Origin of the sequence: Mesorhizobium sp. BR1-1-4 (genome assembly GCF_020165375.1) — a bacterium.
Taxonomy (GTDB): domain Bacteria; phylum Pseudomonadota; class Alphaproteobacteria; order Rhizobiales; family Rhizobiaceae; genus Mesorhizobium; species Mesorhizobium australicum.
In genome coordinates this window covers 567,500-589,735 of record NZ_JAIUIB010000002.1, presented here as the reverse complement: position 1 = coordinate 589,735, position 22,236 = coordinate 567,500, and the positions used below count along the sequence as shown (strand labels likewise).

At 63.1% G+C, this 22,236-nt stretch carries 25 protein-coding genes and 1 tRNA gene; 10 read left to right on the top strand and 16 right to left on the bottom strand.

Annotated elements, in window-relative coordinates; translation table 11 throughout:
• The 3 genes from ppaT to fghA all read left to right on the top strand — a co-directional run bounded on the left by ppaT (position 1) and on the right by fghA (position 3,029).
• Entirely contained in the window at positions 1–1,179 is a 1,179-nt protein-coding gene (gene ppaT, locus LB571_RS06130) for a pyridoxamine--pyruvate transaminase (protein WP_224592929.1), read from the top strand.
• Between the two features lie 37 nt (positions 1,180–1,216).
• Positions 1,217–1,963 carry a pyridoxal 4-dehydrogenase, SDR-type gene (gene pldH / locus LB571_RS06125; protein WP_224592928.1) on the top strand — a complete coding sequence of 249 codons (747 nt, stop codon included), beginning with the start codon at positions 1,217–1,219 and terminating at the stop codon, positions 1,961–1,963.
• 229 nt (positions 1,964–2,192) lie between these two features.
• Positions 2,193–3,029 (top strand): S-formylglutathione hydrolase, encoded by an 837-nt coding sequence (gene fghA, locus LB571_RS06120; protein WP_015315991.1) that lies wholly within the window; start codon positions 2,193–2,195, stop codon positions 3,027–3,029.
• Between the two features lie 18 nt (positions 3,030–3,047).
• Here fghA and LB571_RS28760 read toward each other — a convergent pair whose 3' ends face one another.
• Entirely contained in the window at positions 3,048–3,170 is a 123-nt protein-coding gene (locus LB571_RS28760) for a hypothetical protein (RefSeq protein ID WP_263484464.1), read from the bottom strand.
• Between the two features lie 224 nt (positions 3,171–3,394).
• Positions 3,395–3,471 (bottom strand) — tRNA-Met (locus LB571_RS06115).
• 238 nt (positions 3,472–3,709) lie between these two features.
• On the opposite strand from LB571_RS06115, the gene LB571_RS06110 reads away from it, so the two are divergent.
• Positions 3,710–4,675 carry a Gfo/Idh/MocA family protein gene (locus LB571_RS06110; RefSeq protein ID WP_015315992.1) on the top strand — a complete coding sequence of 322 codons (966 nt, stop codon included), beginning with the start codon at positions 3,710–3,712 and terminating at the stop codon, positions 4,673–4,675.
• Positions 4,676–4,718: 43 nt separating this feature from the next.
• On the opposite strand, the gene mnmA is transcribed toward LB571_RS06110, so the two are convergent.
• Positions 4,719–5,909, bottom strand: coding sequence for a tRNA 2-thiouridine(34) synthase MnmA (mnmA, locus tag LB571_RS06105; RefSeq protein ID WP_224592926.1), 1,191 nt, complete (start codon positions 5,907–5,909; stop codon positions 4,719–4,721).
• A 284-nt stretch (positions 5,910–6,193) separates the two neighbouring features.
• Here mnmA and LB571_RS06100 point away from each other — a divergent pair, with 284 nt between their 5' ends.
• Positions 6,194–6,469, top strand: coding sequence for a DUF1153 domain-containing protein (locus LB571_RS06100; RefSeq protein ID WP_006203587.1), 276 nt, complete (start codon positions 6,194–6,196; stop codon positions 6,467–6,469).
• 61 nt (positions 6,470–6,530) lie between these two features.
• Here LB571_RS06100 and LB571_RS06095 read toward each other — a convergent pair whose 3' ends face one another.
• Both LB571_RS06095 and LB571_RS06090 read right to left on the bottom strand, forming a co-directional pair.
• A complete protein-coding gene (locus LB571_RS06095; protein ID WP_224530100.1) occupies positions 6,531–6,695 on the bottom strand; it encodes a hypothetical protein in 165 nt (54 codons plus the stop codon).
• A gap of 325 nt (positions 6,696–7,020) precedes the next feature.
• Positions 7,021–7,398: a flagellar export protein FliJ gene (locus LB571_RS06090; RefSeq protein WP_140617636.1), complete on the bottom strand. Its 378-nt coding sequence runs from the start codon at positions 7,396–7,398 to the stop codon at positions 7,021–7,023.
• Between the two features lie 451 nt (positions 7,399–7,849).
• On the opposite strand from LB571_RS06090, the gene ctrA reads away from it, so the two are divergent.
• On the top strand, positions 7,850–8,545 hold the full coding sequence (gene ctrA / locus LB571_RS06085; RefSeq protein WP_006203583.1) for a response regulator transcription factor CtrA: 696 nt from the start codon (positions 7,850–7,852) through the stop codon (positions 8,543–8,545).
• Between the two features lie 123 nt (positions 8,546–8,668).
• Here ctrA and LB571_RS06080 read toward each other — a convergent pair whose 3' ends face one another.
• Together LB571_RS06080 and chpT are read right to left on the bottom strand one after the other, a co-directional pair.
• Positions 8,669–9,037, bottom strand: coding sequence for a PleD family two-component system response regulator (locus tag LB571_RS06080; protein WP_015315995.1), 369 nt, complete (start codon positions 9,035–9,037; stop codon positions 8,669–8,671).
• 247 nt (positions 9,038–9,284) lie between these two features.
• Positions 9,285–9,914: a histidine phosphotransferase ChpT gene (chpT, locus tag LB571_RS06075; RefSeq protein ID WP_015315996.1), complete on the bottom strand. Its 630-nt coding sequence runs from the start codon at positions 9,912–9,914 to the stop codon at positions 9,285–9,287.
• A 385-nt stretch (positions 9,915–10,299) separates the two neighbouring features.
• Here chpT and LB571_RS06070 point away from each other — a divergent pair, with 385 nt between their 5' ends.
• Both LB571_RS06070 and LB571_RS06065 read left to right on the top strand, forming a co-directional pair.
• Positions 10,300–10,836 carry a DUF1134 domain-containing protein gene (locus tag LB571_RS06070; protein WP_224530344.1) on the top strand — a complete coding sequence of 179 codons (537 nt, stop codon included), beginning with the start codon at positions 10,300–10,302 and terminating at the stop codon, positions 10,834–10,836.
• A 156-nt stretch (positions 10,837–10,992) separates the two neighbouring features.
• Positions 10,993–12,147, top strand: a complete 1,155-nt coding sequence (locus LB571_RS06065) for a hypothetical protein (protein ID WP_141906214.1) — start codon at positions 10,993–10,995, stop codon at positions 12,145–12,147.
• A gap of 46 nt (positions 12,148–12,193) precedes the next feature.
• On the opposite strand, the gene LB571_RS06060 is transcribed toward LB571_RS06065, so the two are convergent.
• The 5 genes from LB571_RS06060 to LB571_RS06040 form a co-directional block, all read right to left on the bottom strand.
• Complete coding sequence (locus LB571_RS06060; protein WP_140665203.1) at positions 12,194–12,988, bottom strand: TrmH family RNA methyltransferase; 795 nt, start codon at positions 12,986–12,988, stop codon at positions 12,194–12,196.
• A gap of 101 nt (positions 12,989–13,089) precedes the next feature.
• Complete coding sequence (locus tag LB571_RS06055; protein WP_015316000.1) at positions 13,090–13,434, bottom strand: ArsR/SmtB family transcription factor; 345 nt, start codon at positions 13,432–13,434, stop codon at positions 13,090–13,092.
• Positions 13,435–13,605: 171 nt separating this feature from the next.
• Positions 13,606–14,367 (bottom strand): HugZ family protein, encoded by a 762-nt coding sequence (locus tag LB571_RS06050; RefSeq protein WP_224592924.1) that lies wholly within the window; start codon positions 14,365–14,367, stop codon positions 13,606–13,608.
• A 111-nt stretch (positions 14,368–14,478) separates the two neighbouring features.
• The gene (locus tag LB571_RS06045; protein ID WP_224592922.1) at positions 14,479–15,240 is read right to left on the bottom strand and encodes a 3-hydroxyacyl-CoA dehydrogenase; all 762 of its coding nucleotides are present in this window, start codon (positions 15,238–15,240) and stop codon (positions 14,479–14,481) included.
• Between the two features lie 84 nt (positions 15,241–15,324).
• Positions 15,325–15,849 (bottom strand): GNAT family N-acetyltransferase, encoded by a 525-nt coding sequence (locus tag LB571_RS06040; protein ID WP_015316003.1) that lies wholly within the window; start codon positions 15,847–15,849, stop codon positions 15,325–15,327.
• Positions 15,850–16,116: 267 nt separating this feature from the next.
• Here LB571_RS06040 and LB571_RS06035 point away from each other — a divergent pair, with 267 nt between their 5' ends.
• On the top strand, positions 16,117–17,109 hold the full coding sequence (locus LB571_RS06035; protein WP_140713560.1) for a glutathione S-transferase family protein: 993 nt from the start codon (positions 16,117–16,119) through the stop codon (positions 17,107–17,109).
• Here the strand turns inward: LB571_RS06035 and LB571_RS06030 are convergent, their stop codons facing one another.
• A complete protein-coding gene (locus LB571_RS06030) occupies positions 17,110–17,607 on the bottom strand; it encodes an NUDIX domain-containing protein (protein WP_224592919.1) in 498 nt (165 codons plus the stop codon).
• Between the two features lie 53 nt (positions 17,608–17,660).
• Between LB571_RS06030 and LB571_RS06025 the strand changes: the two genes are divergently transcribed.
• Entirely contained in the window at positions 17,661–18,590 is a 930-nt protein-coding gene (locus LB571_RS06025; protein ID WP_140713562.1) for a metallophosphoesterase family protein, read from the top strand.
• Here the strand turns inward: LB571_RS06025 and LB571_RS06020 are convergent.
• The 3 genes from LB571_RS06020 to LB571_RS06010 all read right to left on the bottom strand — a co-directional run bounded on the left by LB571_RS06020 (position 18,574) and on the right by LB571_RS06010 (position 22,111).
• Positions 18,574–19,188: a hypothetical protein gene (locus LB571_RS06020; RefSeq protein ID WP_015316007.1), complete on the bottom strand. Its 615-nt coding sequence runs from the start codon at positions 19,186–19,188 to the stop codon at positions 18,574–18,576. The two genes, LB571_RS06025 and LB571_RS06020, sit on opposite strands and share 17 nt — an antisense overlap.
• Before the next feature lie 108 nt (positions 19,189–19,296).
• Positions 19,297–20,097, bottom strand: a complete 801-nt coding sequence (locus LB571_RS06015; protein ID WP_224592917.1) for an alpha/beta fold hydrolase — start codon at positions 20,095–20,097, stop codon at positions 19,297–19,299.
• Between the two features lie 238 nt (positions 20,098–20,335).
• A complete protein-coding gene (locus LB571_RS06010) occupies positions 20,336–22,111 on the bottom strand; it encodes a hypothetical protein (protein WP_224592915.1) in 1,776 nt (591 codons plus the stop codon).
• Positions 22,112–22,236 lie beyond the last annotated feature (125 nt).

Below are 22,236 nucleotides of genomic sequence, written 5' to 3'. Positions count from 1 at the left end.
ATGCGCTATCCAGATCACGCGGATCCGGTCCTCACGCTGACGGCGGGGCCAGTCAATGCCTATGCCGAGGTGCTGCGGGGCCTCGGCCGCACCGTGCTCTACGACTATGACCCGGCCTTCCAGCTCTTCTACGAGAAGGTCGTCGACAAGGCTCAAAAAGCGATGCGGCTTTCCAACAAGCCAGTCATCCTGCACGGAGAGCCGGTGCTGGGTCTCGAGGCGGCGGCGGCGTCGTTGATCACATCGGACGACGTCGTGCTCAACCTTGCCTCGGGCGTCTACGGCAAGGGGTTCGGCTATTGGGCGAAGCGCTATACACCGCATCTCCTCGAAATCGAAGTGCCCTACAATGAGGCGATCGACCCGCAGGCGGTTGCCGCCATGCTGAAGGCGCATCCGGAAATCACTGTCGTCTCCGTCTGCCATCACGACACGCCGTCGGGCACGATCAACCCGATCGATGCCATCGGCGCGCTGGTGTCGGCGCATGGCGGTTACCTGATCGTCGATGCCGTCTCGTCTTTCGGTGGCATGAAGACGCATCCGGACGACTGCAAGGCCGACATCTATGTGACCGGCCCGGGCAAATGTCTTGGCGCGCCGCCAGCGCTGACGATCATGGGGGTCAGCGACCGCGCCTGGGCCAAGATGAAGGCCAACAAGGCGGCGCCCCGGGCCTCGATGCTGAGCATCGTCGACTGGGAGAACGCCTGGTCGCGCGACAAGCCATTCCCCTTCACGCCCTCGGTGGCCGAAGTGAACGGCCTCGATGTGGCGCTCGATCTCTATCTCAACGAGGGACCGGAAGCGGTTTGGGCGCGCCATGCACTGACGGCCAAGGCCATGCGGGCCGGCGTCGTCGCCATGGGCCTGTCGATCTGGGCCGCCAGCGATGCAATCGCCTCGCCGAGCACCACGGCTGTTCGCACACCCGACGGTGTCGACGAGAAAGCACTTCGCCAGGCAGCACGCGCCCGCTACGGCGTGGTGTTTTCGTCGGGTCGCGGCGAAACTTTGGGGAAGCTTACACGCATCGGCCATATGGGCCCGACGGCACAGCCGATCTATGCGATCGCGGCGCTGACGGCGCTTGGCGGCGCCATGAACGCGGCTGGCCAGAAGCTTGCGGTCGGCAAGGGCATCGACGCGGCGCTGGCGGTGATCGACGCCGACGCCTGAACAGACATCAACAGACCACGCATCGAGGAGAAATTTCATGACTGAACGGCTTGGGGGGAAGACGGCGCTGGTGACGGGGGCGGCACAGGGCATCGGCAAGGCGATCGCGGCGCGGCTGGCGGCCGACGGCGCGACCGTCATCGTCAGCGACATCAATGCCGAGGGCGCCAAGGCCGCGGCCGCCGAAATCGGCGGCAAGGCGAAGGCGATCGCAGCCGATATCGCCGATCCGGCTTCGGTGAAAGCGCTGTTTGGCGAGATACAGGCACTCACCGGCGGCGTCGACATCCTGGTCAACAATGCCAGCATCGTGCCGTTCATCGCCTGGGACAATGTCGACCTCGACCATTGGCGCAAGATCATCGACGTCAACCTGACGGGGACCTTCATCGTCACCCGCGCGGCGACCGACCAGATGCGGGCGGCGGGCAAGGCCGGACGCGTGATCAGCATCGCCTCCAACACCTTCTTTGCCGGCACGCCGAACATGGCGGCCTATGTCGCGGCCAAGGGCGGCGTCATTGGCTTCACCCGGGCGCTGGCCACCGAGCTTGGCAAGTACAACATCACGGCCAATGCGGTGACGCCCGGCCTGATCGAGAGCGATGGCGTCAAGGCGAGCCCGCACAACGAGGCGTTCGGCTTCGTCGAGATGCTGCAGGCGATGAAGGGCAAGGGCCAGCCCGAACATATCGCCGATGTCGTGTCGTTCCTGGCCAGCGACGACGCCCGCTGGATCACCGGCCAGACGCTGAATGTCGACGCCGGAATGATCAGGCACTAAGGGCAATCGTCAAGTCCGGCGCCCTGCCGGCCCGATCGAAACGTCTGGCTTTTTGCTGGCCTCCAGCCTCCCGGCTAGGTCAGCGTGTTCGCAAAGCCTGGCGTCTACCGGCGGCATTATCGGGGTGCACCTCGATAACGCGGCCGGGACTTATTAGCGGCTCGCGGTTGCGAGCGATGCATCCGGCCGCTATGCCGGGCCGGGATTTCTTGACGAGAAGGCAGAGCTGATGAAAGTCGTTTCCACGTCCAAGTCGCATGGCGGCGTGCAAGGTGTTTATTCACACGCTTCCGAAGCCTGCGCCTGCGACATGACCTTTGCCGTCTTCGTGCCGCCGCAGGCCAAGGATGGGCCACTGCCGGTGCTCTGGTATCTGTCGGGCCTCACCTGCACTCATGCCAATGTCATGGACAAGGGCGAATACCGGCGTCTGGCGGCCGAGCTCGGCCTGATCGTGGTCTGCCCCGACACAAGCCCACGCGGCGAGGGTGTGGCCGACGAAAAGGATAATTGGCAGTTCGGCTCGGGCGCCGGCTTCTATCTCGACGCGACGCAGCAGCCCTTCGCCAGGAACTACCGGATGCACTCCTATATCGTCGACGAGCTGCCGGCCCTGATCGCCAGCCAGTTCCCCGCCGATATGGAGCGCCAGTCGATTTTTGGCCACTCCATGGGCGGGCATGGCGCGCTGACCATCGCGCTGAAGAACTCCGAGCACTTCAGAAGTTGCTCGGCGTTCGCACCGATCGTTCAGCCGATGACGGCAGACTGGTCGCGGCCGGCTCTGGAAAAATATCTCGGCAAGGACGAGAAATCCTGGCGCGCCTACGACGCAACAGCGCTGATCGAAGACGGGCACCGCTTCGGCGAATTCCTGGTCGATCAGGGCACCGCCGATGGCTTCCTCAAGGACGGCCTGCGGCCATGGCTTCTCGAAGACGCCTGCAAGAAGTCCGGCATCGCGCTCACCTTGCGCATGCAGGAAGGCTACGATCACTCCTATAATTTCATCTCGACCTTCATGGACGACCATTTGAAGTGGCACGCCGCGCGCCTGGCCAAGTAGGAGCACGCCAGGGGCCACTCACTCCGTCAGGATCGAGTTCGAGTTCGGCAAGGCCATCCCATAGGCGGTGTCGGCCGCGCCTTCGGCTATGTCGCTGGCCAGCCTGTAGCCTTTGTTAGCGCGCACGCCGCGTGGCGACATGCCGAACTGTTCGGATATCTGCCGCTGGGCGGCGAGGTGATGCGGTCGCTGGCGCAGGATCCGCAGGGCAAGAGCCTGAGCACACTGATGCTGACGCGGCGGCGCGGAAATCGGCCGCGAACTCGATCGTTACGCGCTCAAACGGGTATGGCTGCGTGGATAGCAAACCGAGCCAAGGTTCTCGGGCGCCGGAGCCCATTAGTATCTGAAATTATTCTAGAAATTGGTAGCGGGAGAGGGACTTGAACCCCCGACCCCAGGATTATGATTCCCGTGCTCTAACCAACTGAGCTACCCCGCCAGGGCGGCGACAGGCCCGAAATCCGCCTTAAATCGAAAGGCATTTCGAGGCGTTCGCCAAGGTCGCGCGGATATAAGGTTGGGAGGGCGAGCCTGTCAAGCTTCGATGCATTCGATATCAGGGCTATTCTCGATGGGGAAAAGCTTTGCCGCACGAACAGCTGGTTGGTGCCGCCGGGGTTGAGTTCGACGGGGCACGTCGCTATGTCTCGGCCACGAGTTTTTAGAGTTTGAAACAGATGAAGCCGCGCATTGCAGTCCTCGGTTGCGGATACTGGGGCTCCAACCACATCCGCACCCTCAAGGCGCTCGGCGCATTGCACGCGGTTTCCGACACCAATCGGGCTCGCGCCGAAGGTTTCGCCAGCGAACAGGACTGCCTGGCGATCGAGCCGGACCAACTGTTCGTCCGCGATGACATCGACGCCATCATCATGGCCTTGCCGCCGCAGTTCCATGCCGATCTTGCCGTGCGCGCCGTCGAGAACGGCAAGGACGTGCTGGTGGAAAAGCCGATCGCGCTGACGGTGGCCGATGCCGAGCGCTCGGTGCAGGCGGCCAAGGACAATAGCCGCGTGTTCATGGTCGGCCATGTCCTGCGTTTCCATCCCGCCTTCGAGACGTTGAAAGGGCTGATCGACAAGGGCGAGCTCGGCGAGGTCCGCTACATCCATTCGCACCGGCTGGGGCTCGGCAAGTTCCATACCGAGAACGATGCGCTATGGGACCTGGCGCCGCACGATCTGTCGATGATCCTGGCCATCACCGGCACCGAGCCGATCGAGGTGCGCGGCGAGGGAGCGGCACTCCTCGACAATCTCAGCGATTTCGCGCATCTGCACATGCGCTTTCCCAACGGACTGCGCAGCCATCTTTTCACATCGCGGCTCAACCCCTATCGCGAGCGGCGGCTGACCGTGGTCGGAACCAAGGCGATGGCGGTGTTCGACGATGTCGAGCCATGGGAGCGCAAGCTTGCGGTCTACCGCCACGCCGTGTGGCAGGACAGCGGCCAGTGGGCATTCACCACCAATGAGCCGTCCTATGTCGCGGTTGCCCAGGGCATGCCGCTGACGCGCGAACTGGAGCACTTCATCCACTGCATCGAAACGCGCGCCGAACCACGCACCAGCGGCGAGGAAGCGATCAGGGTGCTGCGCATCCTGACGGCCGGCACCGTCACCCACACCAAATCCACGGCCTGAGGGAAGGCTACGCCGCACTCCTGGTACGATTGGCAGGGGAGAGCTACTCGGCGGGAACTTGCGCCGGCTTCGCGGCCAGCCGGCTCAGCATCGCTTCGGCTTCGGCGCCGCGCTCGGAGCGCACGATGAAGCCGCCGCCGAAGACACGGGCCTCGTTGCCGTCGTCGGAATAGAGCACGCAGGCCTGTCCAGGCGCGATGCCGGATTCACCGTCGGCCAGTTCGACCGAGGCCACACCTGCCTCGTGACGCAGCACGGCCGGCCGTGGCGGCCTGGTCGAGCGCACCTTGGCGAACAGCTCGATGCCGCCGGCGGGCACATCGGCGAGGCCTCCGTCTCCCAGCCAGTTCATGTTGCGCAGATAGATCTTGTGCGTCTCCAACGCCTCGCGCGGGCCGACCACGACACGGGCGCGCTCGGCGTCGAGATGGACGACATAGAGCGGCTCGCCGGACGCGATGCCGATGCCACGGCGCTGGCCGATCGTGTAGCGCAGAATGCCCTCGTGGCGACCGAGCACGCGGCCGTCGATATGAACGATGTCGCCTGGGTTGGCGGCAGTCGGCTTCAGCTTGGCGATGATGTCGGAATATTTGCCCTGCGGCACGAAGCAGATGTCCTGGCTGTCCTGCTTGGCCGCCACCGTCAGCCCCATCTCCTCGGCGATGGCGCGAACCTGGGGCTTCGACAGGCCGCCGAGCGGAAAGCGCAGATAGTCGATCTGCGCCTGCGTGGTGGCGAACAGGAAGTAGCTCTGGTCGCGGTCGGCATCGACCGGCCGGTAAAGCGCCCGGTGGGCGCCATTGGCGCCGGAGCGGATGTAGTGGCCGGTGGCCAGCGCGTCGGCGCCGAGATCCTTGGCCGTGGCCAGGAGATCGGCGAACTTGACCGTCTGGTTGCAGGAAACGCAAGGAATGGGGGTTTCGCCGACGACGTAGCTCTCGGCGAACGGATCGATGACCGCCTTGCGGAACCGCTCCTCGTAATCGAGCACATAATGGGGAATACCCAGCGTCTCGGAAACGCGGCGGGCATCGTCGATGTCCTGGCCGGCGCAGCATGAGCCGGCCCGATGCGTTGCCGCACCATGATCATAGAGCTGCAAGGTGACGCCGACGACATCGTAGCCCTCGCGCTTCAACAAGCCGGCGACCACTGATGAATCGACGCCGCCCGACATGGCGACGACGACGCGGGTCTCTTCGGGACGTCTGGGAAGGTCGAGACTGTTCATGGTGCTTTCATTTCGCGGCAGCTCAAATGCCAATGTCGAGAATATAGGTCAAGCTTTCATGCGGCGCCAGCTTGCAGGACGACCCCGGCGTGGCGGACGCTGCGAACGGGCACATTTCTCCCGGCTAAAACGGGGCTTCCGGCCGCATATTTCAAATGCCCGCTAAAAGACTAACGCGGCGTTCACGATCCTTACCTAGTCATTAGGGTCTGCTTAGGCAATTTTTAAAGCTGTGGCGGTAACGTGGCGGGGATTGGGTCTTTGAGTTTTTTGTAGAGAGTACGATGACCGATCTGGTTAGACCTAGAGTCAAATATGTTATCGGGCCTGACGGCAGCCCTCTCACGATTGCCGATCTACCGCCGACGAACACGCGTCGCTGGGTTATCCGGCGCAAGGCGGAGGTGGTTGCAGCAGTGCGCGGCGGGCTTTTGAGCCTTGAAGAGGCATGCCAGCGCTACAAGCTGACCACGGAGGAATTCCTGTCCTGGCAAGCGTCGATCGACGAATATGGCCTTGCCGGGCTGCGCACCACGCGTATCCAGCAATACCGGCACTAGGCCGGTCTCACCACAAGCAAAGGGCGCGGCATGCCGCGCCCTTTGCTTTCAGTGTCGCCGCTCAGACCGTCAGCGCTACCTTGCCGATCGGCTTGGTTGCGAGAAAGGCGTCGGCGGCTCCCGCCTGGTCGAGCGGAAAAGTCCTGGCCACATGGACGGCAGGCTTTTGCGCGTCGATCAAGCCGGCGAGCGCGAGCAGGCCCTCGCGGTCGGGCACCACCGACATGCGCTCGACCCTGATATTGCGCGAACTGGCGTAGGCGCGCTGCGCAAAGGCTGGCTGCGCAATGGCGCGCTTGCCACGCGTCGAACATGAACTGACCGAACTCGGCCATAACCTGGCCGGACTGCTTGCCCAGATCAGATCACGGGCGGAGCAGCTGCGCCTGATATTAGGGATGCCCGGGCGAGGGCCAGCGCCAAAAAGGAGGATTGGGCGGCGTAGGTCATGCGTGCCAGCAGCGCTTCCGCGGCGGCTTGCTGTTGCCGGTTCGAGCTGTCGCCTGACAGGGCGCGCGCTTGTGCGCCAAATAGCGCCGATGTCGGCCGGCTCAGCCGATCATGGCGCTGCGGCCGCCAGTCTCGGTCTCGCGAACCTTGGTATCGCGCGATTCCAGCATCTCAGCCTTGGAAAGCTCCGCTTCAGCTTCGCCGAGTAATGATTCGGCGGCGCTTCGCTGCTGGGCGAGGTCGCCTTGTGAGTTCCTGAGATTGTCGCGGCGCAGGCGCGCCGCCTTGGCGAAGGTCGGATAGGCGAAATGATTGATATCTGTGATGCCGGCTTTCTTTTCCTCGGCGGTGATCTGAAGCTCCAATTCGACGGCCATGCGCTCGAACTCGGCGATCATCATGTCGAGCTGCAGCAGCTGGCGCCGCTTCTCATTCACCTGAAATTGCTTCAGCCGAACGAGGTTTTCACGTGACTTCATGATTCGGTACTCCCGGAAACGCACACCCGCACATATCGTCCAAACCACCTGGAAAGGTCCAAGCGCTGCCCGTATCCACCGGCTTTCCCCGCACTATGGGAAACAAAACCCTAAAGTTTTTTGCCGACGGTAACCATTCGTTTACGGGCATTGTTAATCATACGGGTCAGGGCTTAAGGCCGGGTAAAAATTCCGGCCGCCGAAGCGAAGCCGCGTCGATGAGTCCCTGGAGTCACTTAGTCCGGGTTATTAATGTGTTGCATTAGGAATTTTGGTCTGTGATTCGTTATTAGATTCAAGAGGGTGTAGAAAGGGGTTAAAAAATCTGATACCGTATTGGACGGGAAATTAGGTTTTGTTAACCATTCGATGGCAGCCTCTGCACAAGGCAACCACTGCTCCGGGACAGGACGGGTCGTGAAATGGTCCGGCGGCAGAAAAGGGGAATGAAATGCGTGTTCTGCTGATAGAAGATGACAGTGCAACCGCACAAAGCATCGAGCTGATGCTGAAATCGGAAAGTTTCAACGTCTATACGACAGACCTCGGCGAAGAGGGTGTCGATCTGGGCAAGCTCTACGACTACGACATCATCCTTCTCGATCTCAACCTGCCGGACATGTCCGGCTACGAGGTCTTGAGAACGCTTCGCCTCTCCAAGGTAAAGACGCCCATCCTCATCCTCTCCGGCATGGCCGGCATCGAGGACAAGGTACGCGGCCTCGGCTTCGGTGCCGACGACTACATGACCAAGCCGTTCCACAAGGACGAGCTGGTGGCGCGCATCCACGCCATCGTTCGCCGCTCGAAGGGACACGCCCAGTCGGTCATCACCACCGGTGACCTGGTGGTCAACCTCGACGCCAAGACCGTCGAAGTCGGCGGCCAGCGCGTGCACCTCACCGGCAAGGAATACCAGATGCTGGAGCTGCTCTCGCTGCGCAAGGGCACCACGCTCACCAAGGAAATGTTCCTCAACCACCTCTATGGCGGCATGGACGAGCCGGAATTGAAGATCATCGACGTCTTCATCTGCAAGCTGCGCAAGAAGCTCGACGCCGCGTCCGGGGGCCAGAACTACATCGAGACTGTCTGGGGCCGCGGCTATGTGCTGCGCGAACCGGAAGATATCCGCGTCAGCGCCTGAGCGCAGTCGGCAACGCACTTCTAAAAAACCCGGCTTGGCCGGGTTTTTTTGCATTGTGGAGCAATTATTTGTTTTTGTGCGACACGACAGACCACCGCGCGGTTTGCCTGGAACAGCTTCCGTTCAGGCAGCGATTTTCAAGGCGCGAAAACGTTCGAGCAGTTGCGGGCGATTGAAGGGCTTCAACAGATAGCCCTGGGCGCCGGCGCGCTTGGCTCGCATGATCGACGCGATATCGAGTTCGACCAGCGAGATCAGGATCTGCGGCCGGATCGGGCTTTCCATGGCGCGCACGCGCCGGATGAGGTCGACCGCCTGCATATCCGGCAAGGCGCCGTCGATGACGATGATGTCGGGCATGTCGGCGGCGCACATCTCCAGTGCGTCAAGCCCGCTGGCCGCCTCGATGACCATCATGTCGGAACCGCCCAGGATGCGTTTTGCAACCTTCCTGATGACGCTTGAATCGTCGACGAACATGCAGCGTTTCATTTCCGCGTCCTCTTTGCCCTTGGGCGATCCGGTCGTGCGGGGCATCTACGGCGCAGCCTAGACCGATCTGGTAAAGAAGCCGAAAAGCCGTTAGGTAAAATTTTTGCAAAGAAACCGTTCGGCGGGTTTTTCCTTGCGGATGCTTCGGTGTCGACGAGCGGGCAAAGATCATCGCGCCGCGATTGTGGCGTCAATGAAATATTTCAGACTGAAATACTTCGTTTGGTCGCGCTGCCGGCGCCGACTTTCAGGCCACTGAGAGGACGATTTCTTCAGGCGTCGCGTGAATCGAAATCGTCATGTTGGCCTCGCGGGCCAACAGCAGTGTGTAATAAGGTTGCACCGAATGCGCGTCGATCGGCTCTTCCGGCTTGTGGCCGGAGTGCAGTTCGAGGAATTTCGGCGGCACACGCAGCATCGGCCCGCTTGCCGAAAGCGAAAAACGCGGCTCGGTTTCGAGATTCTCGAGCGTCACGACCAGCTTGCCGCCGCGCGGAATGGCGGCGTTGGCGACCAGCAGCAGGTTGAGCAGCAGCTTGACCTTGTTCTTGGGCAGCAGCGCACGGGTTCCATTCCAGACCAATTCCGGCTTTTCGTTCTTGAGGAAGGCGATGGCGACGGCCTCGGCATCTCCGGTGTCGATCATCATGCCCGCCGAGCCGGCCGCGCCAAAGGCGATGCGGGCGAACTGCAAACGCGCCGAAGCGTTTTTTGCACTCTGACGGATGAGCCGCATGGCGTCTTCGTCGGCGCCGCCCTCGTCGAGCAGTTCAAGCCCGTTGTTGATCGCGCCGACCGGCGAGATGATGTCGTGGCAGACGCGGCTGCATAAAAGTGCCGCCAGGTCGGGAGCGGTAAGGGTGAACAGATCGGCCATCGGCGAAATCCCTGCAAAATCTTCCATTTGACGGCCGAGCGATCGATCTTCGCGCCTGCCCACACGAATCACGCTTCAACCCAAGGCTTTCTGAATACACAGCGCCCGTGCGTGCAGCAACAAATCCAAAATTGCCGTCATGGCATATGGCGCGTTCACGCAGGCTGCGTGTCCGCTCGAGCGGCCAAGAGCCTTCGAACCGCCATCTTCATGTGGGAGTTTAATGGTTGAAAAAGGATTACGGCATAGTTTGCCCCTAACAGTCATCCTTAACGGCCGCCTAAAGAGCCGTACGGATGCGAGGCGTCGGCGAAAGTGCTTCATGACGGAGATTGGAAGCATGTTTTCCCGAATCTATGACCGGAGTTTTCTCCGTGTCCTCTCAATGGCGATCGCGCTCATGGGCGTTCTCGTCTTCTCGACATCGCCCCTGCGGGCGCAGGAGTACACCGCTCAGGAGATTGTCGATTCCGGCCACAAGTTCTTCGGCGCGACGTCGGGCGGGTTGGCCACCGTCGTGGAGAAGATTTTCGCCTCCTACGGTCTGCCCAATGGCTACCTGCTTGGGGAGGAGGGATCCGGTGCGCTGATCGGCGGCCTGACCTATGGCGAAGGCACGCTCTACACCAAGAATGCCGGCGATCACAAAGTGTTCTGGCAAGGCCCGTCGCTGGGCTGGGATTTCGGCGGCGAGGGGTCACGCGTGATGATGCTGGTCTACAATCTCGACGATGTCGGCAACCTCTACAATCGCTATGGCGGCGTCGCCGGTTCGGCCTATGTGGTGGCGGGTGTCGGCTTCAACGTGCTGAAGAACAACAATGTGCTGCTGGTGCCGATCCGTACCGGCGTCGGCGCCCGGCTCGGCGTCAATCTGGGCTACCTGAAACTGACCGAGCGGGCGACCTGGAATCCGTTCTGATCCGGCCGATATGAGCGAATCACGGACGGTTCGACCGGATTCCTCAACCGACGACCCGAATGGGCTGCGGCAAGCCCTTGCCGCGGTGCCGGATTTCCGCCATGCCAAGATGGCACGGTCCAGCCTTCCAAGTTGTCGTCGATAACGGGTAGTCCTTTGGTTCAGTCGGTCCTGTTCTTTGCCCTCGGCTTTCTCTGTGCCGGCTTTCTGGCGCTGATGGTGGCTCCCGCCGTCTGGCGACGTGCCGTCGCACTGACCCGCAGGCGCATCGAGGCCTCCATTCCGCTGACGCAAGCCGAGATCCAGGCCGACAAGGACCGGATCCGGGCCGAATACGCCATGACGACGCGGCGCCTCGAAATCAACGTCAAGACGCTGCGCGAGAAGGCGGCCGAACAACTCGTCGAGATCAATCGCGGCCGCGAGGCGCTGAAGGCGCTGGCGGTCGAGCGCACGGACAAGGACCACGCGCTCGCCGAACTCGGCGCCAAGAACGAAGCGCTTCGACAGCGCGAAGAGGAACTGCATCAGCTTTCGGAGCGGCTCAAGGAAACCGAACGAAAGCTGGAAAGGCGGGCGCTCGATCTCGAGAAGCTGGAGCACATGTATGACGACGCCAGTTTTGCCTCCAGCAGCCGCCAGATCGAACTCGTGGCCCGCGAATCCGAATTGCAGAAGCTTGCCAGCGATATCGTGCTGCTGCGCGGCCAGCGCAAGGAAGCGGATCGGCGCAGCCAGGAGATCGTGGCCGAAAGCAAGGCCGCGCGCGATGCCCTGAAGGCCGAGAAGAAAAGGGCCGCTGAACTCGACAAGAAGGTCCAGCGGCTGCTCGCAACGCTCGCCGACCGTGAGGACAAGCTTGATCGGCGGGAAAAGGAATTGGCGCGGTTGCGGGAAAAATCGAAAACCGAGGACGGCGCACCGGCCCTGCGGCTGGTCGGCAAGCCAGATGAGCCGGCCCGGCACGAGGAGGCCGGCAAGCGCGACGATTTGGACCGGGCGATTGCCAAGCTTGACGGCGACCGCGAACGGCTGGAGGCCAGGCTGACGGCGCTGGCGCGCGAGAACAAGCGCCTCAAGGCGGATCTTGGCGCCGCGGCATCGTCGGGTTTGACGAACGGCAATGGTGCCGCGCTGCGCGAGCAGATGAATGAGCTGGCGGCGGAGGTGGTCCACCTGACGGCCAAGCTCGAAGGCCCCGATTCACCAATCGCCAAGGCGCTCGCCGCGCCGCAGGACAATCGCTCTGCCGGCAACGACCGCAGCCTCGCCGATCGCGTGCGCGCCTTGCAGAAAGCAGAAGCCAACTGACGCCGTGCAGGCTGACGCTTTCGCCGTGTCCTGGCTCACATGATCGTCAGCGCGAGAAATGATGCAGGGCAATGGCCGAGGCGGCAGCGACGTTCAAGCTGTCGAAGCCCTTCGACATGGTGATCCGCACGGTTTGCAGGCGGGCAAGCAGGCTTTCGGGCAGGCCTTCGCCCTCGGTGCCGAGATAGAGTGCCAGCCGCTCGCCGCGCCGTGCATCGCGTATGTCGATCCGGCCGCGCGGTGACAATGCGAACTGGTCATAGCCCCGGCGGTCGAGCTCCGCGGTGAAGCCCGCGGTGTCGGTGAAGGACGCAAAAGGGATCTTGAGCGCGGCGCCGACCGAAACCCGGATCGCCTTGCGGTACAGCGGATCACAGCATGTCCCGTCCATCAGCACCGCATTGGCGCCGAAAGCGGCGGCGTTGCGGAAGATCGAACCCATATTGTCGTGGTTGGCGATGCCGACTGGCACGACGATCAGGGCTTGAGCGGGCAAGGCATCCAGCAATGACCCGGCCGGATGCGGCGTCTCCTTGCGGCCGATGGCCAGGATGCCGCGGTGCATGTGGAATCCGGCAATCGCGTCCATCACCCCGCTGGCGACGACGTAGACCGGCAGGTCCGCCTGCGCCTTGCGCAGCACCTCCTCCAGGCCGCCAAGCCGGTTTTCCAGGATCAGGATGGATTCGGCGGTGAAGCGGCTCGACGACAAAAGCAGGTCGAGCACCACTTTGCCCTCGGCGACGAAGCGGCCTTGCCGGCCCGCCAGATCGCGCTCGCGAATATCGAGATAGGCTGCGACGCGCGGATCGCGTGGATCGTCGATGCGAATTGGGTCCATGTCCCGCTCAACAATCGAAAGCGCGGTCCGTGCGCCGGGAAAGACACACCAACCACGCTCCGGAAATCGTCAGCGAGGTAAACGACCGCGGCAGCGTCCGGTCAAGTCCCGGCGCGGCGCAACCTCTGCGCCATTTGGGACAGATCCTCCTTGCCGCCGCCGAAAATGCCTTCCAGCATGGCGAGCAGTTCGCGCACGGCATCGGATTTGCAGGAATAGTAGATCATCTGGCGATCGCGGCGGGTGTCCACGAGGTCCAGCGCCCGCAACTTGGCCAAATGCTGCGAGAGGGCGGATTGGCTAAGCATCACCTTTTCGGCGATGGCGCCGACCGACATTTCGCCGTCGATCAGATAGCTCATGATCAACAGCCGTTTTTCGTTGCCCATCAGCATCAGAAATTCGGCAGCTGATTCGGCGTTGGCGATTAGCTTTGTCGAGACCATTGATGCCCCATGCTGTTTGCTCATCGAGGCGCCATGGGGGCAATGGCGCCTGAATCCATAAATTCACGTGTGAAGGTGCCGACGAGTCAGCACCACACCTAAAGCCTAGAACATTTCTTTCAAATCTCAAGCGTTGCTTTTGATCAAATGCAATTTAATCTCGCTTTGCGCCTAGGATGCCGCCTTGGCGGCCCTCGCCATTTCAACCAGAACGGGACGCAATTCCTGCGCAGTCGCCAGTGGTTGTGGGAAGAATACCCGGCAAACATCGTCCCCGGACACCAGATCCATGCCATCGGCGTCCAGCCCGGCGATGCTCCAGCCAGCACCTGGCGCCTTGGCAAAATGATGGGCGTAGTTGGCGATCGCGTCGAGATGGTCCGCATTCATGTGCTCGACGGCTGACTGTTCGCTCGCCGCGAGCTCTTCGACAATCGGCCCGGCGGTGACCAGATCGGCCCGGTCGAGCAGATAGGCCTTGCCGAAGCCGCCGTTGAGACTGGCGCGCTGCGGCTCGAGGCGAAAGATTGAGAAGTCGCCGAGCCCGGCATAGAGGCTCGCCTTGGGATTGCGGTTGAGATAGCGGCGCGCGGCGCGAGCTTGGGCCTGCGAGCCGCGCTCCAGCCGCGAGGCCTGGCAGGCCAGCGTCAGCCGCGGATGCGCCAGCGGATCGCCTTTGCCGGGCTCCCCGAGCAGAAGGGAACAGCGCGGATCGGCAAGCAGGGCCGACGTGTGCGCCGCGAGCATCGACACCAGGATGAGCGGTGCGCCGTCAATGTCGGTGGCGACGCCGACCCGGCTCGCCAGCGGCGCCCCGGTCCCCGGTTCCAGCACCGCCAGGGCGCCGAAACGGGCACTGCGCAGAAGCGTTTTCGCCAGGCGGATCGCCTCGGCGTCGGTCTCGCGGATGACACCCTTCTTTCGATCGTCCAAGGTTTCTCGCCCTGCCAAGTTGATTTCCTATTCCACTTGTCAGCCGATGATGCCGGACTTGGCAAGGGGAGGTGCCCGCGCAAACCGCTTCGCAGCTTGGGGCGACACGCCTTACTTCGGCGCCATGCGGATGGCGCCGTCGAGGCGGATGGTCTCGCCGTTCAGCATCTGGTTTTCGACGATGTGCAGGGCAAGCGCGGCATATTCGGATGGTTCGCCGAGGCGCGACGGGAAAGGCACGGCGGCGCCCAGCGAATCCTGCACCTCCTGCGGCATGCCGGCCATCATCGGCGTCTTGAAGATGCCGGGCGCGATGGTGCAGACCCGAATGCCGGAACGGGCGAGATCGCGCGCCACCGGCAGCGTCATGCCGACGACCCCGCCCTTCGAAGCCGAATAGGCCGCCTGGCCGATCTGGCCGTCATAGGCGGCGACCGAAGCGGTGTTGACGATGACGCCGCGCTCGCCGCCCCGCAGTGGCTCGAGTTTCGCGGCGCGGTCGGCGACCAGGCGGATCATGTTGAACGTGCCGATCAGATTGACCTCGATCACCCTGCGGTACTGGTCGAGCGGATGCGGTCCATCCTTGCCGATCGTCTTCACGCCGATGGCGATGCCGGCGCAATTGACCAGGATGCGCGGCTCGCCCAGCTTGGCGGCAGCCTCGGCCAGGGCGGCGACGCCACTGTCGGCACTCGCGACGTCGCACTGGACGGCGATGCCGCCGATCTCGGCCGCGACCTTGGCCGCGCGCTCGATGCCGACATCGAAGATGGCAACGTTGGCTCCCTTGGCGGCAAGCGCACGAGCGGTTGCCTCGCCAAGGCCGGAGCCGCCGCCGGTCACGATTGCTATCTGGCCGCTGGGATTCATGGCGTCATCCTTCCCGTGAGAATGGGCTTGCTATTAAACAGGGACGGATCAGGCCCGGATTGAAGGGCCGGGTCAAGCCATCGCCTAGACGTGCTCGGCGGCCCTGGCCTGGCTGGCGTGACCGACCTCGCCGGAAAGCCTGGCAACCGCGCCGGGCGTGATCTCGTGCGACAAAAGGCGGTCGAGGTCGACAGGCCTAGGCATCGAAATCTGACCACGGGGGATGCGCTTGAAGCCGAGCGGCCCGTAGTAAGGTTCGTCGCCAACCAGGATGACGGCCGGCGCGCCAGCCTTGGCGGCCGCCTCCAGCGCGATCGCTACCAGCCGGCGGCCGATGCCGAGGTTCTTGAAGGCCGGCCGCACCGCGAGTGGCCCAAGCATCAGCGCCCGGCCGGCCCCCGCCGCTATGCGGGTCATGCGCACAGAGGCGACGACGAGGTCGCCGTCGACCGCGACAAAGGACAGGGCGCGCTCGTGGCCGCCGGCCTCGCGGATCTTGTAGGCGGCCAGCACGAAACGGCCGGGGCCGAAGGCCTCGTCGTTAATGGCTTCGATTTGAGGATCATGCGCCGGAGTTTCCGGCAGGTATTTCACGTCGGCAAGGCTCATGGTCTTTGCGTTCCGGTAGAGGAGGAAAGGTTGCTGCAAACGGCAGCATTCGCCAGTCAGCGCTTCATCAAGCGCGGGCGCCCTTTCGTCGTCGGTCAAACCGGATCAAAGCAAAGTCGAACATGCGGAGTGTCCGCTAGCATCAATTTTGCGCCGCCGCAATCGACCCGTTCGCTCGCACTACCGATTGACGATCTGTTCAGCCCAGGATGATTTCCGCTTTACCGCATCGCGCCCTACATGACGGGAAACGCGAAAGGACAATTCATGGGATTGCTCGTCGACGGCAAATGGCAGGACCGCTGGTACGACACGAAGAACAGTGGCGGCAAGTTCGTGCGGGCGCAGTCGCAATGGCGCGACTGGATCACGCACGACGGCAAACCCGCCGAAGGCCGCAGCCGCGGCTTCAAGGCGGAGCCCGGCCGCTATCACCTTTACATCTCACTCGCCTGTCCCTGGGCGCACCGGACGCTGATTTTTCGCACGCTGAAGAGGCTGGAAGGCATCATCTCCGTCTCGGTGGTTCACCATTTCATGGGCGCGGACGGTTGGACGTTTCTCGCCGAGGACGGCGCCACCGGCGACACGCTCTATGGTCTCGACTTCCTGCACCAGATCTACACCAAGGCCGATCCTGCCTATTCAGGCCGGGTGACGGTGCCGGTGCTGTGGGACAAGAAGGAACAGACGATCGTCTCCAACGAATCCTCCGAGATCATCCGGATGCTCAATTCGGCCTTCGACGAATGGGGCGACGCCAGCTTCGACTTCTACCCCGAGGCCTTGCGCGGCGAGATCGACGCGATCAACGGGCTGGTCTATCCCGCCGTCAACAATGGCGTCTATCGAGCCGGTTTCGCCACCACGCAAGCGGCCTATGAGGAGGCGTTCGGCGCGCTGTTTTCGGCGCTCGATACTCTGGAACATCGCCTTTCCAGGCAGCGCTACCTAGTGGGTGATCGCATCACCGAGGCCGACTGGCGGCTGTTCACCACCCTGGTGCGCTTTGACCCGGTCTATGTCGGACACTTCAAGTGCAACCTGCGCCGCATCGCCGACTATCCGAACCTGTCGAACTATCTGCGCGACCTCTATAGCGTGCCTGGCGTCGCCGGGACCGTGAACCTGCGCCACATCAAGGCGCATTATTACGGCAGCCACGAGACCATTAACCCGACCCGGATCGTGCCGGTCGGGCCGGCGCTCGACTATGGCGCGCCGCATGATCGGGCGCGGTTTGGAAGGGCTGCTGCCTGACTACCAATAGGGCGATGCTGGCACGTTGGCGAAAATTTCGGCGATCCGCCGCAGCGTTGCCGGCGTCGTGCCCTCCGGCAGGCGATCGAGCGGGAAAAAGCCGGTCTCGGCGATTTCATGGTCTGGCAGTTTCGGTGCGGTGCGGCTGAAATGCTCGACGAGGTAGAAGCCGACATGGTCGCGTCGGCTGGCACGGCGGTTGAAATGCATCGATTTGAGAATCGGCGCGTCCGTGATCTGGATGTTGCCTTCCTCGTAAAGTTCGCGCGCCAGCGCTTCGGCCATCGTCTCGCCGACCTCGACGCCGCCGCCGGGAAGCTGCCAACCGGGCACATAGGTATGGCGGATGAGGAAGACGGAATTGGTGGCGGCATCGTGGATCAGGCCGCGCACACCGAGCGTCATCGGCCGCCGCAGCACGAAATAGAGATGGAACAGCCGGGCCCTCAAACCCGCCCAGCCGGTCTGGCGGAACGGAGCCTCCTCGTCGCTCGCCATCAGTAGCGAAACCGTGGGTGGAAAGGGGCGCGCACGTCGCCTATGAAGGAGGGATGTTCAGGCTCGCGCATATTTCCGATGTCCATCTGGGGCCGCTGCCCGATGTATCCTATCGCGATCTCGCCTCCAAGCGCGTGCTCGGTTACGTCAACTGGCAGCGCAACCGCCGCCGCCACATGCACGACGCCGTCATCGACGCCATCGTCGCCGATATCAAGGCGCAAAATCCGGACCATCTCGCCGTCACCGGCGACCTCGTCAACCTGGCCCTCGACGGTGAGATCGAGATGGCCAAACACTGGCTGGAGACGTTGGGGCCACCGCATGACGTTTCGGTGGTGCCGGGAAACCATGATGCCTATGTGCCCGGCGCCTTCGACAAGGTCTGCCGGTCGTGGGCGGCGTGGATGAGCGGAGACGGTGTCAACACGCCGGTCGACCGCAATGCCTTCCCCTATCTGCGCGTGCGCGGCAATGTCGCGCTGATCGGGGTTTCGACGGCGCGCGCCACGGCGCCCTTCATGGCCAATGGTTTTTTCATGGAGGGGCAGGCGGCTCGGCTCGGCAAGATACTCGAGAGCACGGCGAAGCAAGGGCTGTTCCGCGCGATCATGATCCATCATCCGCCCCTGCGGGGCGCTGTCTCCCAGCACAAGCGGCTGTTCGGCATCGCCCGCTTCCACAAAATCGTCCGCCGCCATGGCGCGGAGCTTGTGCTGCACGGCCATTCGCATCTGCCGTCGCTGTTCCAGATTGGGCTTCGCGGTGCAAAGATCCCGGTCGTCGGGGTCGCCGCCGCCGGCCAGGCGCCGGGCGGCAATCACCCGGCAGCACAGTACAATCTGTTCGACATCGACGGCGAAAAGGGTAACTGGCGTATCCACCTGACGCGGCGCGGTCTGACCGGACCGTCAATACCGCCTTCCGATCTGCAGAGCCTGGAACTCGGGGTCGAGCCCGGCGAGGCTATGGCCGCCAGTTGAGAACCATGGCCGAGATGCGGTCCCACAGCAGCGCGGCCGACACCGCCAGACCAACCAGCGCGCCGGCGGCGACCAGCCCAAGCCCGGACAGGAAGGCCGACCAGCCCTTGCCTTGCGTCGATGCTCGCAGCGGTGGCTCGGCTTCCGCGACCTCGGCGCGTTTCATGCCGGCGACAGCCGGCTCGACGCCACCTTCCATCATCCTCTGGCGCTCGACGATGCGCTCGGCCACATAACGCGTCACGGAATCGGCGACCAGCTTCATCTCGGTCGACTCGGCAAGCACGACCCGGCCAATGCGTGTATCCTTGAGGAAGCGGTAGGTGCGACGGTCGCGTCCCATCGCGACATGGCTGACGGCGTCGATCCACAGGCGCGGCTGCAGCCCCGAGGAGACGACAAAGTCGAAATTGTCCATGTCGGCTGGAACGTCGGCGAAGATGGGCGCGAGGTCCGCGGCCAACAGGTCCAGGCGCATGCGGTGCGCCTCACGCATGTCGACGACGACATCGTCGCGGTCAGCGAAGGCATTCTTCACATCACGGATGGCATCGGACAGTTTCTTTGACGGATCGATCTTCTCGCCTGCGTCCTTCATCGGCGTGGCCTCGCGGGTTTGGTTAACAGGCAGTTAACACAGCCGAAGGCAAAATGCACTCGCGAGATCAAGACGGCAAGGCGCCCGCTCGGTGCCGCGCGGGACGTCTCAGCCGGTCGCAGCGAGTTTCGGGCGCAAGGGCCTGGCGCGGCGGTTCGTGTTGCGCTGGATGATCGCGGCGACCAGATCGGGCGCCTCCTCGATCAGCATATGGCCAGCCTCCAGCACGTGGTGCACGTGAAATCGCGCGGGCAGACCATCCATTTGGGTAACGGGTAGCATCGGGTCATTGCTCCCCCATACCACCATCACCGGCATGGTCAGTGTGTCCAACCGGTCGTGCGGGATGACGCGCTGGCGGTCGTCGCTGGTCATGGCGGCAGCAATCTCGATGAGTTTCTCCACCTGGCCGGGTCGCTCGCGCATGTCGCGAAGGGTATCCACGGTGCGGTCGACGGCGCGCGTCAGCGGTCCCGACATCGCGCTTAGGCACGCCCGGATGTCGGAGGGATCCCATGAGGCGGCAAAGCGGCGCAACAGCGGGCCGTTGATCTCGGGGCCGAAGCCGCCCGGCGCCAGAAGTGTCAGCGAGGCCACCCTCTCGGGTTCGGCCAGTGCCATCAGCGTCGCCACCGCGCCGCCCATCGAGTGGCCCACCAGATGAACGCGCTTCACCGATCGCGCGGCGAGATCGGTCAGGACGGCCCTTGCCGCCACCTTGGCCGGGCCGGCGCCGGGGAAATCGAGCGACAGCCCGTGCCCCGGCAAGTCATAAGCGAGTGTGCGCACCGCAGGCGACAGCGACGGGATCACTTCGTGCCAGACACCGTGGCAGCCGCCAAAACCATGCAGCAGGGCGATGGCCTTCGAGCCAGCACCCTGTTCGGTGGCGTGAAGCGATGCGATCATTGAAATGTGAAAGCTTATTACGGGACGGGAAGATTACGGGACGGGAAGATGGGAATGCGGCTGGATTGCTCCTTGTCCAGCACGATGGCCAGTAAAATTTTCGCGACGACTGGCGGTTGCGCTCTCTCGACCTTGCGAAGTCGCCTGACAAAGCCGACAAATCCGTCGTATCGGGGGTTTGCCACCTACTTTCGGCGGCCAACAATTCGGTTGGTCCAAACAACCCGTTGGTGGGACGTCAGCTCGCGTTGCCGAGGCCCGCCGCGCGCAGGGCCCCAACCAGCCGCTCGGTCAGATCGGGCGGATATTTCCGGTCGATGAAGGTCGCGCGCGGATCGGCGGTGAATTTCGGAAATTTGGCGGTTAGCTCGTCGAGCAGCTTGCGCGCCAGATTGTCCTGGCCGGCGATCTTGGCACCGATCAGCCGGGCTGCAAGATAGTGCGATTTGGTTGCGGTTGTTCTCAAAGAGGAACTGGCGATGGCGGCCTTGTTCGTGTCGCCAAGCATGAGTTCGCCGGCGAAAAGTCCGAAATCCCACCATGTCGGATGACCGCTGGAGGCGTCCACCGCCTGGGCCAGGATCGGCGTCCCCTCGGCATACCTGCCAGCGAAAATCAACCCATAGCCGTAAGCTGCGGCCATGGCGAGATCGTAGGGATTGAGGTCATAGGCCTTGCGCATCCAGCGCAGCGCCTCGTCAGCGTTGCCAAGACGCGAATTGATGTAGCCGTAGGAGCGATGCGCATAAGGACTGGTCGGTCCCATCTGCACGGCGCGATGGGCAAATGTCATCGCCTTCTCGATCGTGGCATCCGGCGGATAGGCGTAGTGGTCGTTCACGGCCTCCAGGTGCAGCGAAGCGAGTTCCGAGTAGACCAGCGGTGACTTGGCGCCGCGTTCGGCGAGGGTTTCGAGGCAGCGATAGGCGGCCTCGTGGGTCCGGGCGTTCTGGTCGAGATAATATTTGTCGTTGAGCGTCAGGCATTGCGTGAGGACGGTCTGAATGCCGCTCTGTTCGATATAGCTGTAGATCGTGCCGGAAGCGGGAAGAGCGGACGTCAAAATGCCGGCTATACGGTTCTCGACGGCGGTCGGTGCGCTGTCGGCGGCGGTCAGGTTGCGCGACAAAAGCACCCGTCCGGTCGCCACGCTCTGCAGTTCAATCGTGATTTCGCCCGTATCCGGCCCAGGCAGAATATCGAAGATGAAGCTTGTGGCATTGGTGGCCGGATCGGTCGTGGCGACCGCGTCGCGACCGATGAAGTCGATCGTATCGAAACCGCTCAGGCCGGCGCGCAGCGATGCGGCGACACGGCTGGCATCCGTGCCACTGGCCTTGACGGCGATGTAGACGAGCGGCAAGGCCTCGCTGGCGGGAGACGGCTCGATGCTGCCGGTGAGGCCTGCGGTCTCGAGCGTGGCCGCAAGGTCGCCGCCTGCCAGCAGCGCACCGCTGCCCTGACGCAGGATCAGAACACCAAGCATGGCGATGACGACGGCGATCGCCATCCAGAAGAATCTGAGGTGACGTGCCACCGACGGTGCCGGCGCGACCGTCGGTGCCAGTAAGGCAGGGGCCGCAATGGCACTCTCGGCAGTGCCGCGTTGCGCCGATGGAGCCGCCGCCGCTCCCGTCTGGATGGCGAGTTCGGCCGTCTCAGGCAAGCGGATCGCATTGAGCTCGTAGGCCGGGACATAGCCGCCGCGCGGAATGGCTATGCGGACAGGCTCGGCAACACCTTCATTGGCGAAATATTGCTGCAGCAAGTCGCGCAGCCGGCCGGCCTGAACCCGCACCACCGCATCGGTCGAAGGATCGAAATCGCCGTCCTTGCCGAAGACATCCATGGCGATGGAAAAGCCCTTGAGCCTGTCGGCTTCGCCTGCCTGTTCGCGCTCGACAAGATAACGCAGCAGCTTGCGTGCCCGTTCGGATCTTCCGAACGTTTCGCTGGCAAGCAGTCGCTCCAATGTTTCGCGCACTGCGGGGGCGGCAGGCGTGGCATGCTGCAAGTGTCGATCCTCTCGAAGTCGGCACAGGTTAAGGCACGGATCATATAATGCCCGCACCGCCATACAAGTATACACCCATTATGCGATCGCGTACCCCACCGGATATTTACTCGGTGGTTAATGAG

What these genes read in the sequence shown, in the direction of transcription:
- ctrA (WP_006203583.1), top strand. Translation starts at nt 7,850, where the DNA reads ATGCGTGTTCTGCTGATAGAAGATGACAGTGCAACCGCACAAAGCATC.
- LB571_RS06055 (WP_015316000.1), bottom strand. Translation starts at nt 13,434, where the DNA reads ATGGTCTCGACAAAGCTAATCGCCAACGCCGAATCAGCTGCCGAATTT.
- LB571_RS06040 (WP_015316003.1), bottom strand. Translation starts at nt 15,849, where the DNA reads ATGAGCCTTGCCGACGTGAAATACCTGCCGGAAACTCCGGCGCATGAT.
- LB571_RS06095 (WP_224530100.1), bottom strand. Translation starts at nt 6,695, where the DNA reads ATGTCGGTGGTGCCCGACCGCGAGGGCCTGCTCGCGCTCGCCGGCTTG.
- LB571_RS06020 (WP_015316007.1), bottom strand. Translation starts at nt 19,188, where the DNA reads ATGAAGGACGCAGGCGAGAAGATCGATCCGTCAAAGAAACTGTCCGAT.
- LB571_RS06110 (WP_015315992.1), top strand. Translation starts at nt 3,710, where the DNA reads ATGAAGCCGCGCATTGCAGTCCTCGGTTGCGGATACTGGGGCTCCAAC.
- LB571_RS06100 (WP_006203587.1), top strand. Translation starts at nt 6,194, where the DNA reads ATGACCGATCTGGTTAGACCTAGAGTCAAATATGTTATCGGGCCTGAC.
- ppaT (WP_224592929.1), top strand. Translation starts at nt 1, where the DNA reads ATGCGCTATCCAGATCACGCGGATCCGGTCCTCACGCTGACGGCGGGG.
- LB571_RS06090 (WP_140617636.1), bottom strand. Translation starts at nt 7,398, where the DNA reads ATGAAGTCACGTGAAAACCTCGTTCGGCTGAAGCAATTTCAGGTGAAT.
- LB571_RS06080 (WP_015315995.1), bottom strand. Translation starts at nt 9,037, where the DNA reads ATGAAACGCTGCATGTTCGTCGACGATTCAAGCGTCATCAGGAAGGTT.
- fghA (WP_015315991.1), top strand. Translation starts at nt 2,193, where the DNA reads ATGAAAGTCGTTTCCACGTCCAAGTCGCATGGCGGCGTGCAAGGTGTT.
- LB571_RS28760 (WP_263484464.1), bottom strand. Translation starts at nt 3,170, where the DNA reads ATGTCGCCACGCGGCGTGCGCGCTAACAAAGGCTACAGGCTGGCCAGC.
- mnmA (WP_224592926.1), bottom strand. Translation starts at nt 5,909, where the DNA reads ATGAACAGTCTCGACCTTCCCAGACGTCCCGAAGAGACCCGCGTCGTC.
- pldH (WP_224592928.1), top strand. Translation starts at nt 1,217, where the DNA reads ATGACTGAACGGCTTGGGGGGAAGACGGCGCTGGTGACGGGGGCGGCA.
- LB571_RS06070 (WP_224530344.1), top strand. Translation starts at nt 10,300, where the DNA reads ATGGCGATCGCGCTCATGGGCGTTCTCGTCTTCTCGACATCGCCCCTG.
- LB571_RS06015 (WP_224592917.1), bottom strand. Translation starts at nt 20,097, where the DNA reads ATGATCGCATCGCTTCACGCCACCGAACAGGGTGCTGGCTCGAAGGCC.
- LB571_RS06030 (WP_224592919.1), bottom strand. Translation starts at nt 17,607, where the DNA reads ATGGCGAGCGACGAGGAGGCTCCGTTCCGCCAGACCGGCTGGGCGGGT.
- LB571_RS06025 (WP_140713562.1), top strand. Translation starts at nt 17,661, where the DNA reads ATGTTCAGGCTCGCGCATATTTCCGATGTCCATCTGGGGCCGCTGCCC.
- LB571_RS06060 (WP_140665203.1), bottom strand. Translation starts at nt 12,988, where the DNA reads ATGGACCCAATTCGCATCGACGATCCACGCGATCCGCGCGTCGCAGCC.
- chpT (WP_015315996.1), bottom strand. Translation starts at nt 9,914, where the DNA reads ATGGCCGATCTGTTCACCCTTACCGCTCCCGACCTGGCGGCACTTTTA.
- LB571_RS06045 (WP_224592922.1), bottom strand. Translation starts at nt 15,240, where the DNA reads ATGAATCCCAGCGGCCAGATAGCAATCGTGACCGGCGGCGGCTCCGGC.
- LB571_RS06035 (WP_140713560.1), top strand. Translation starts at nt 16,117, where the DNA reads ATGGGATTGCTCGTCGACGGCAAATGGCAGGACCGCTGGTACGACACG.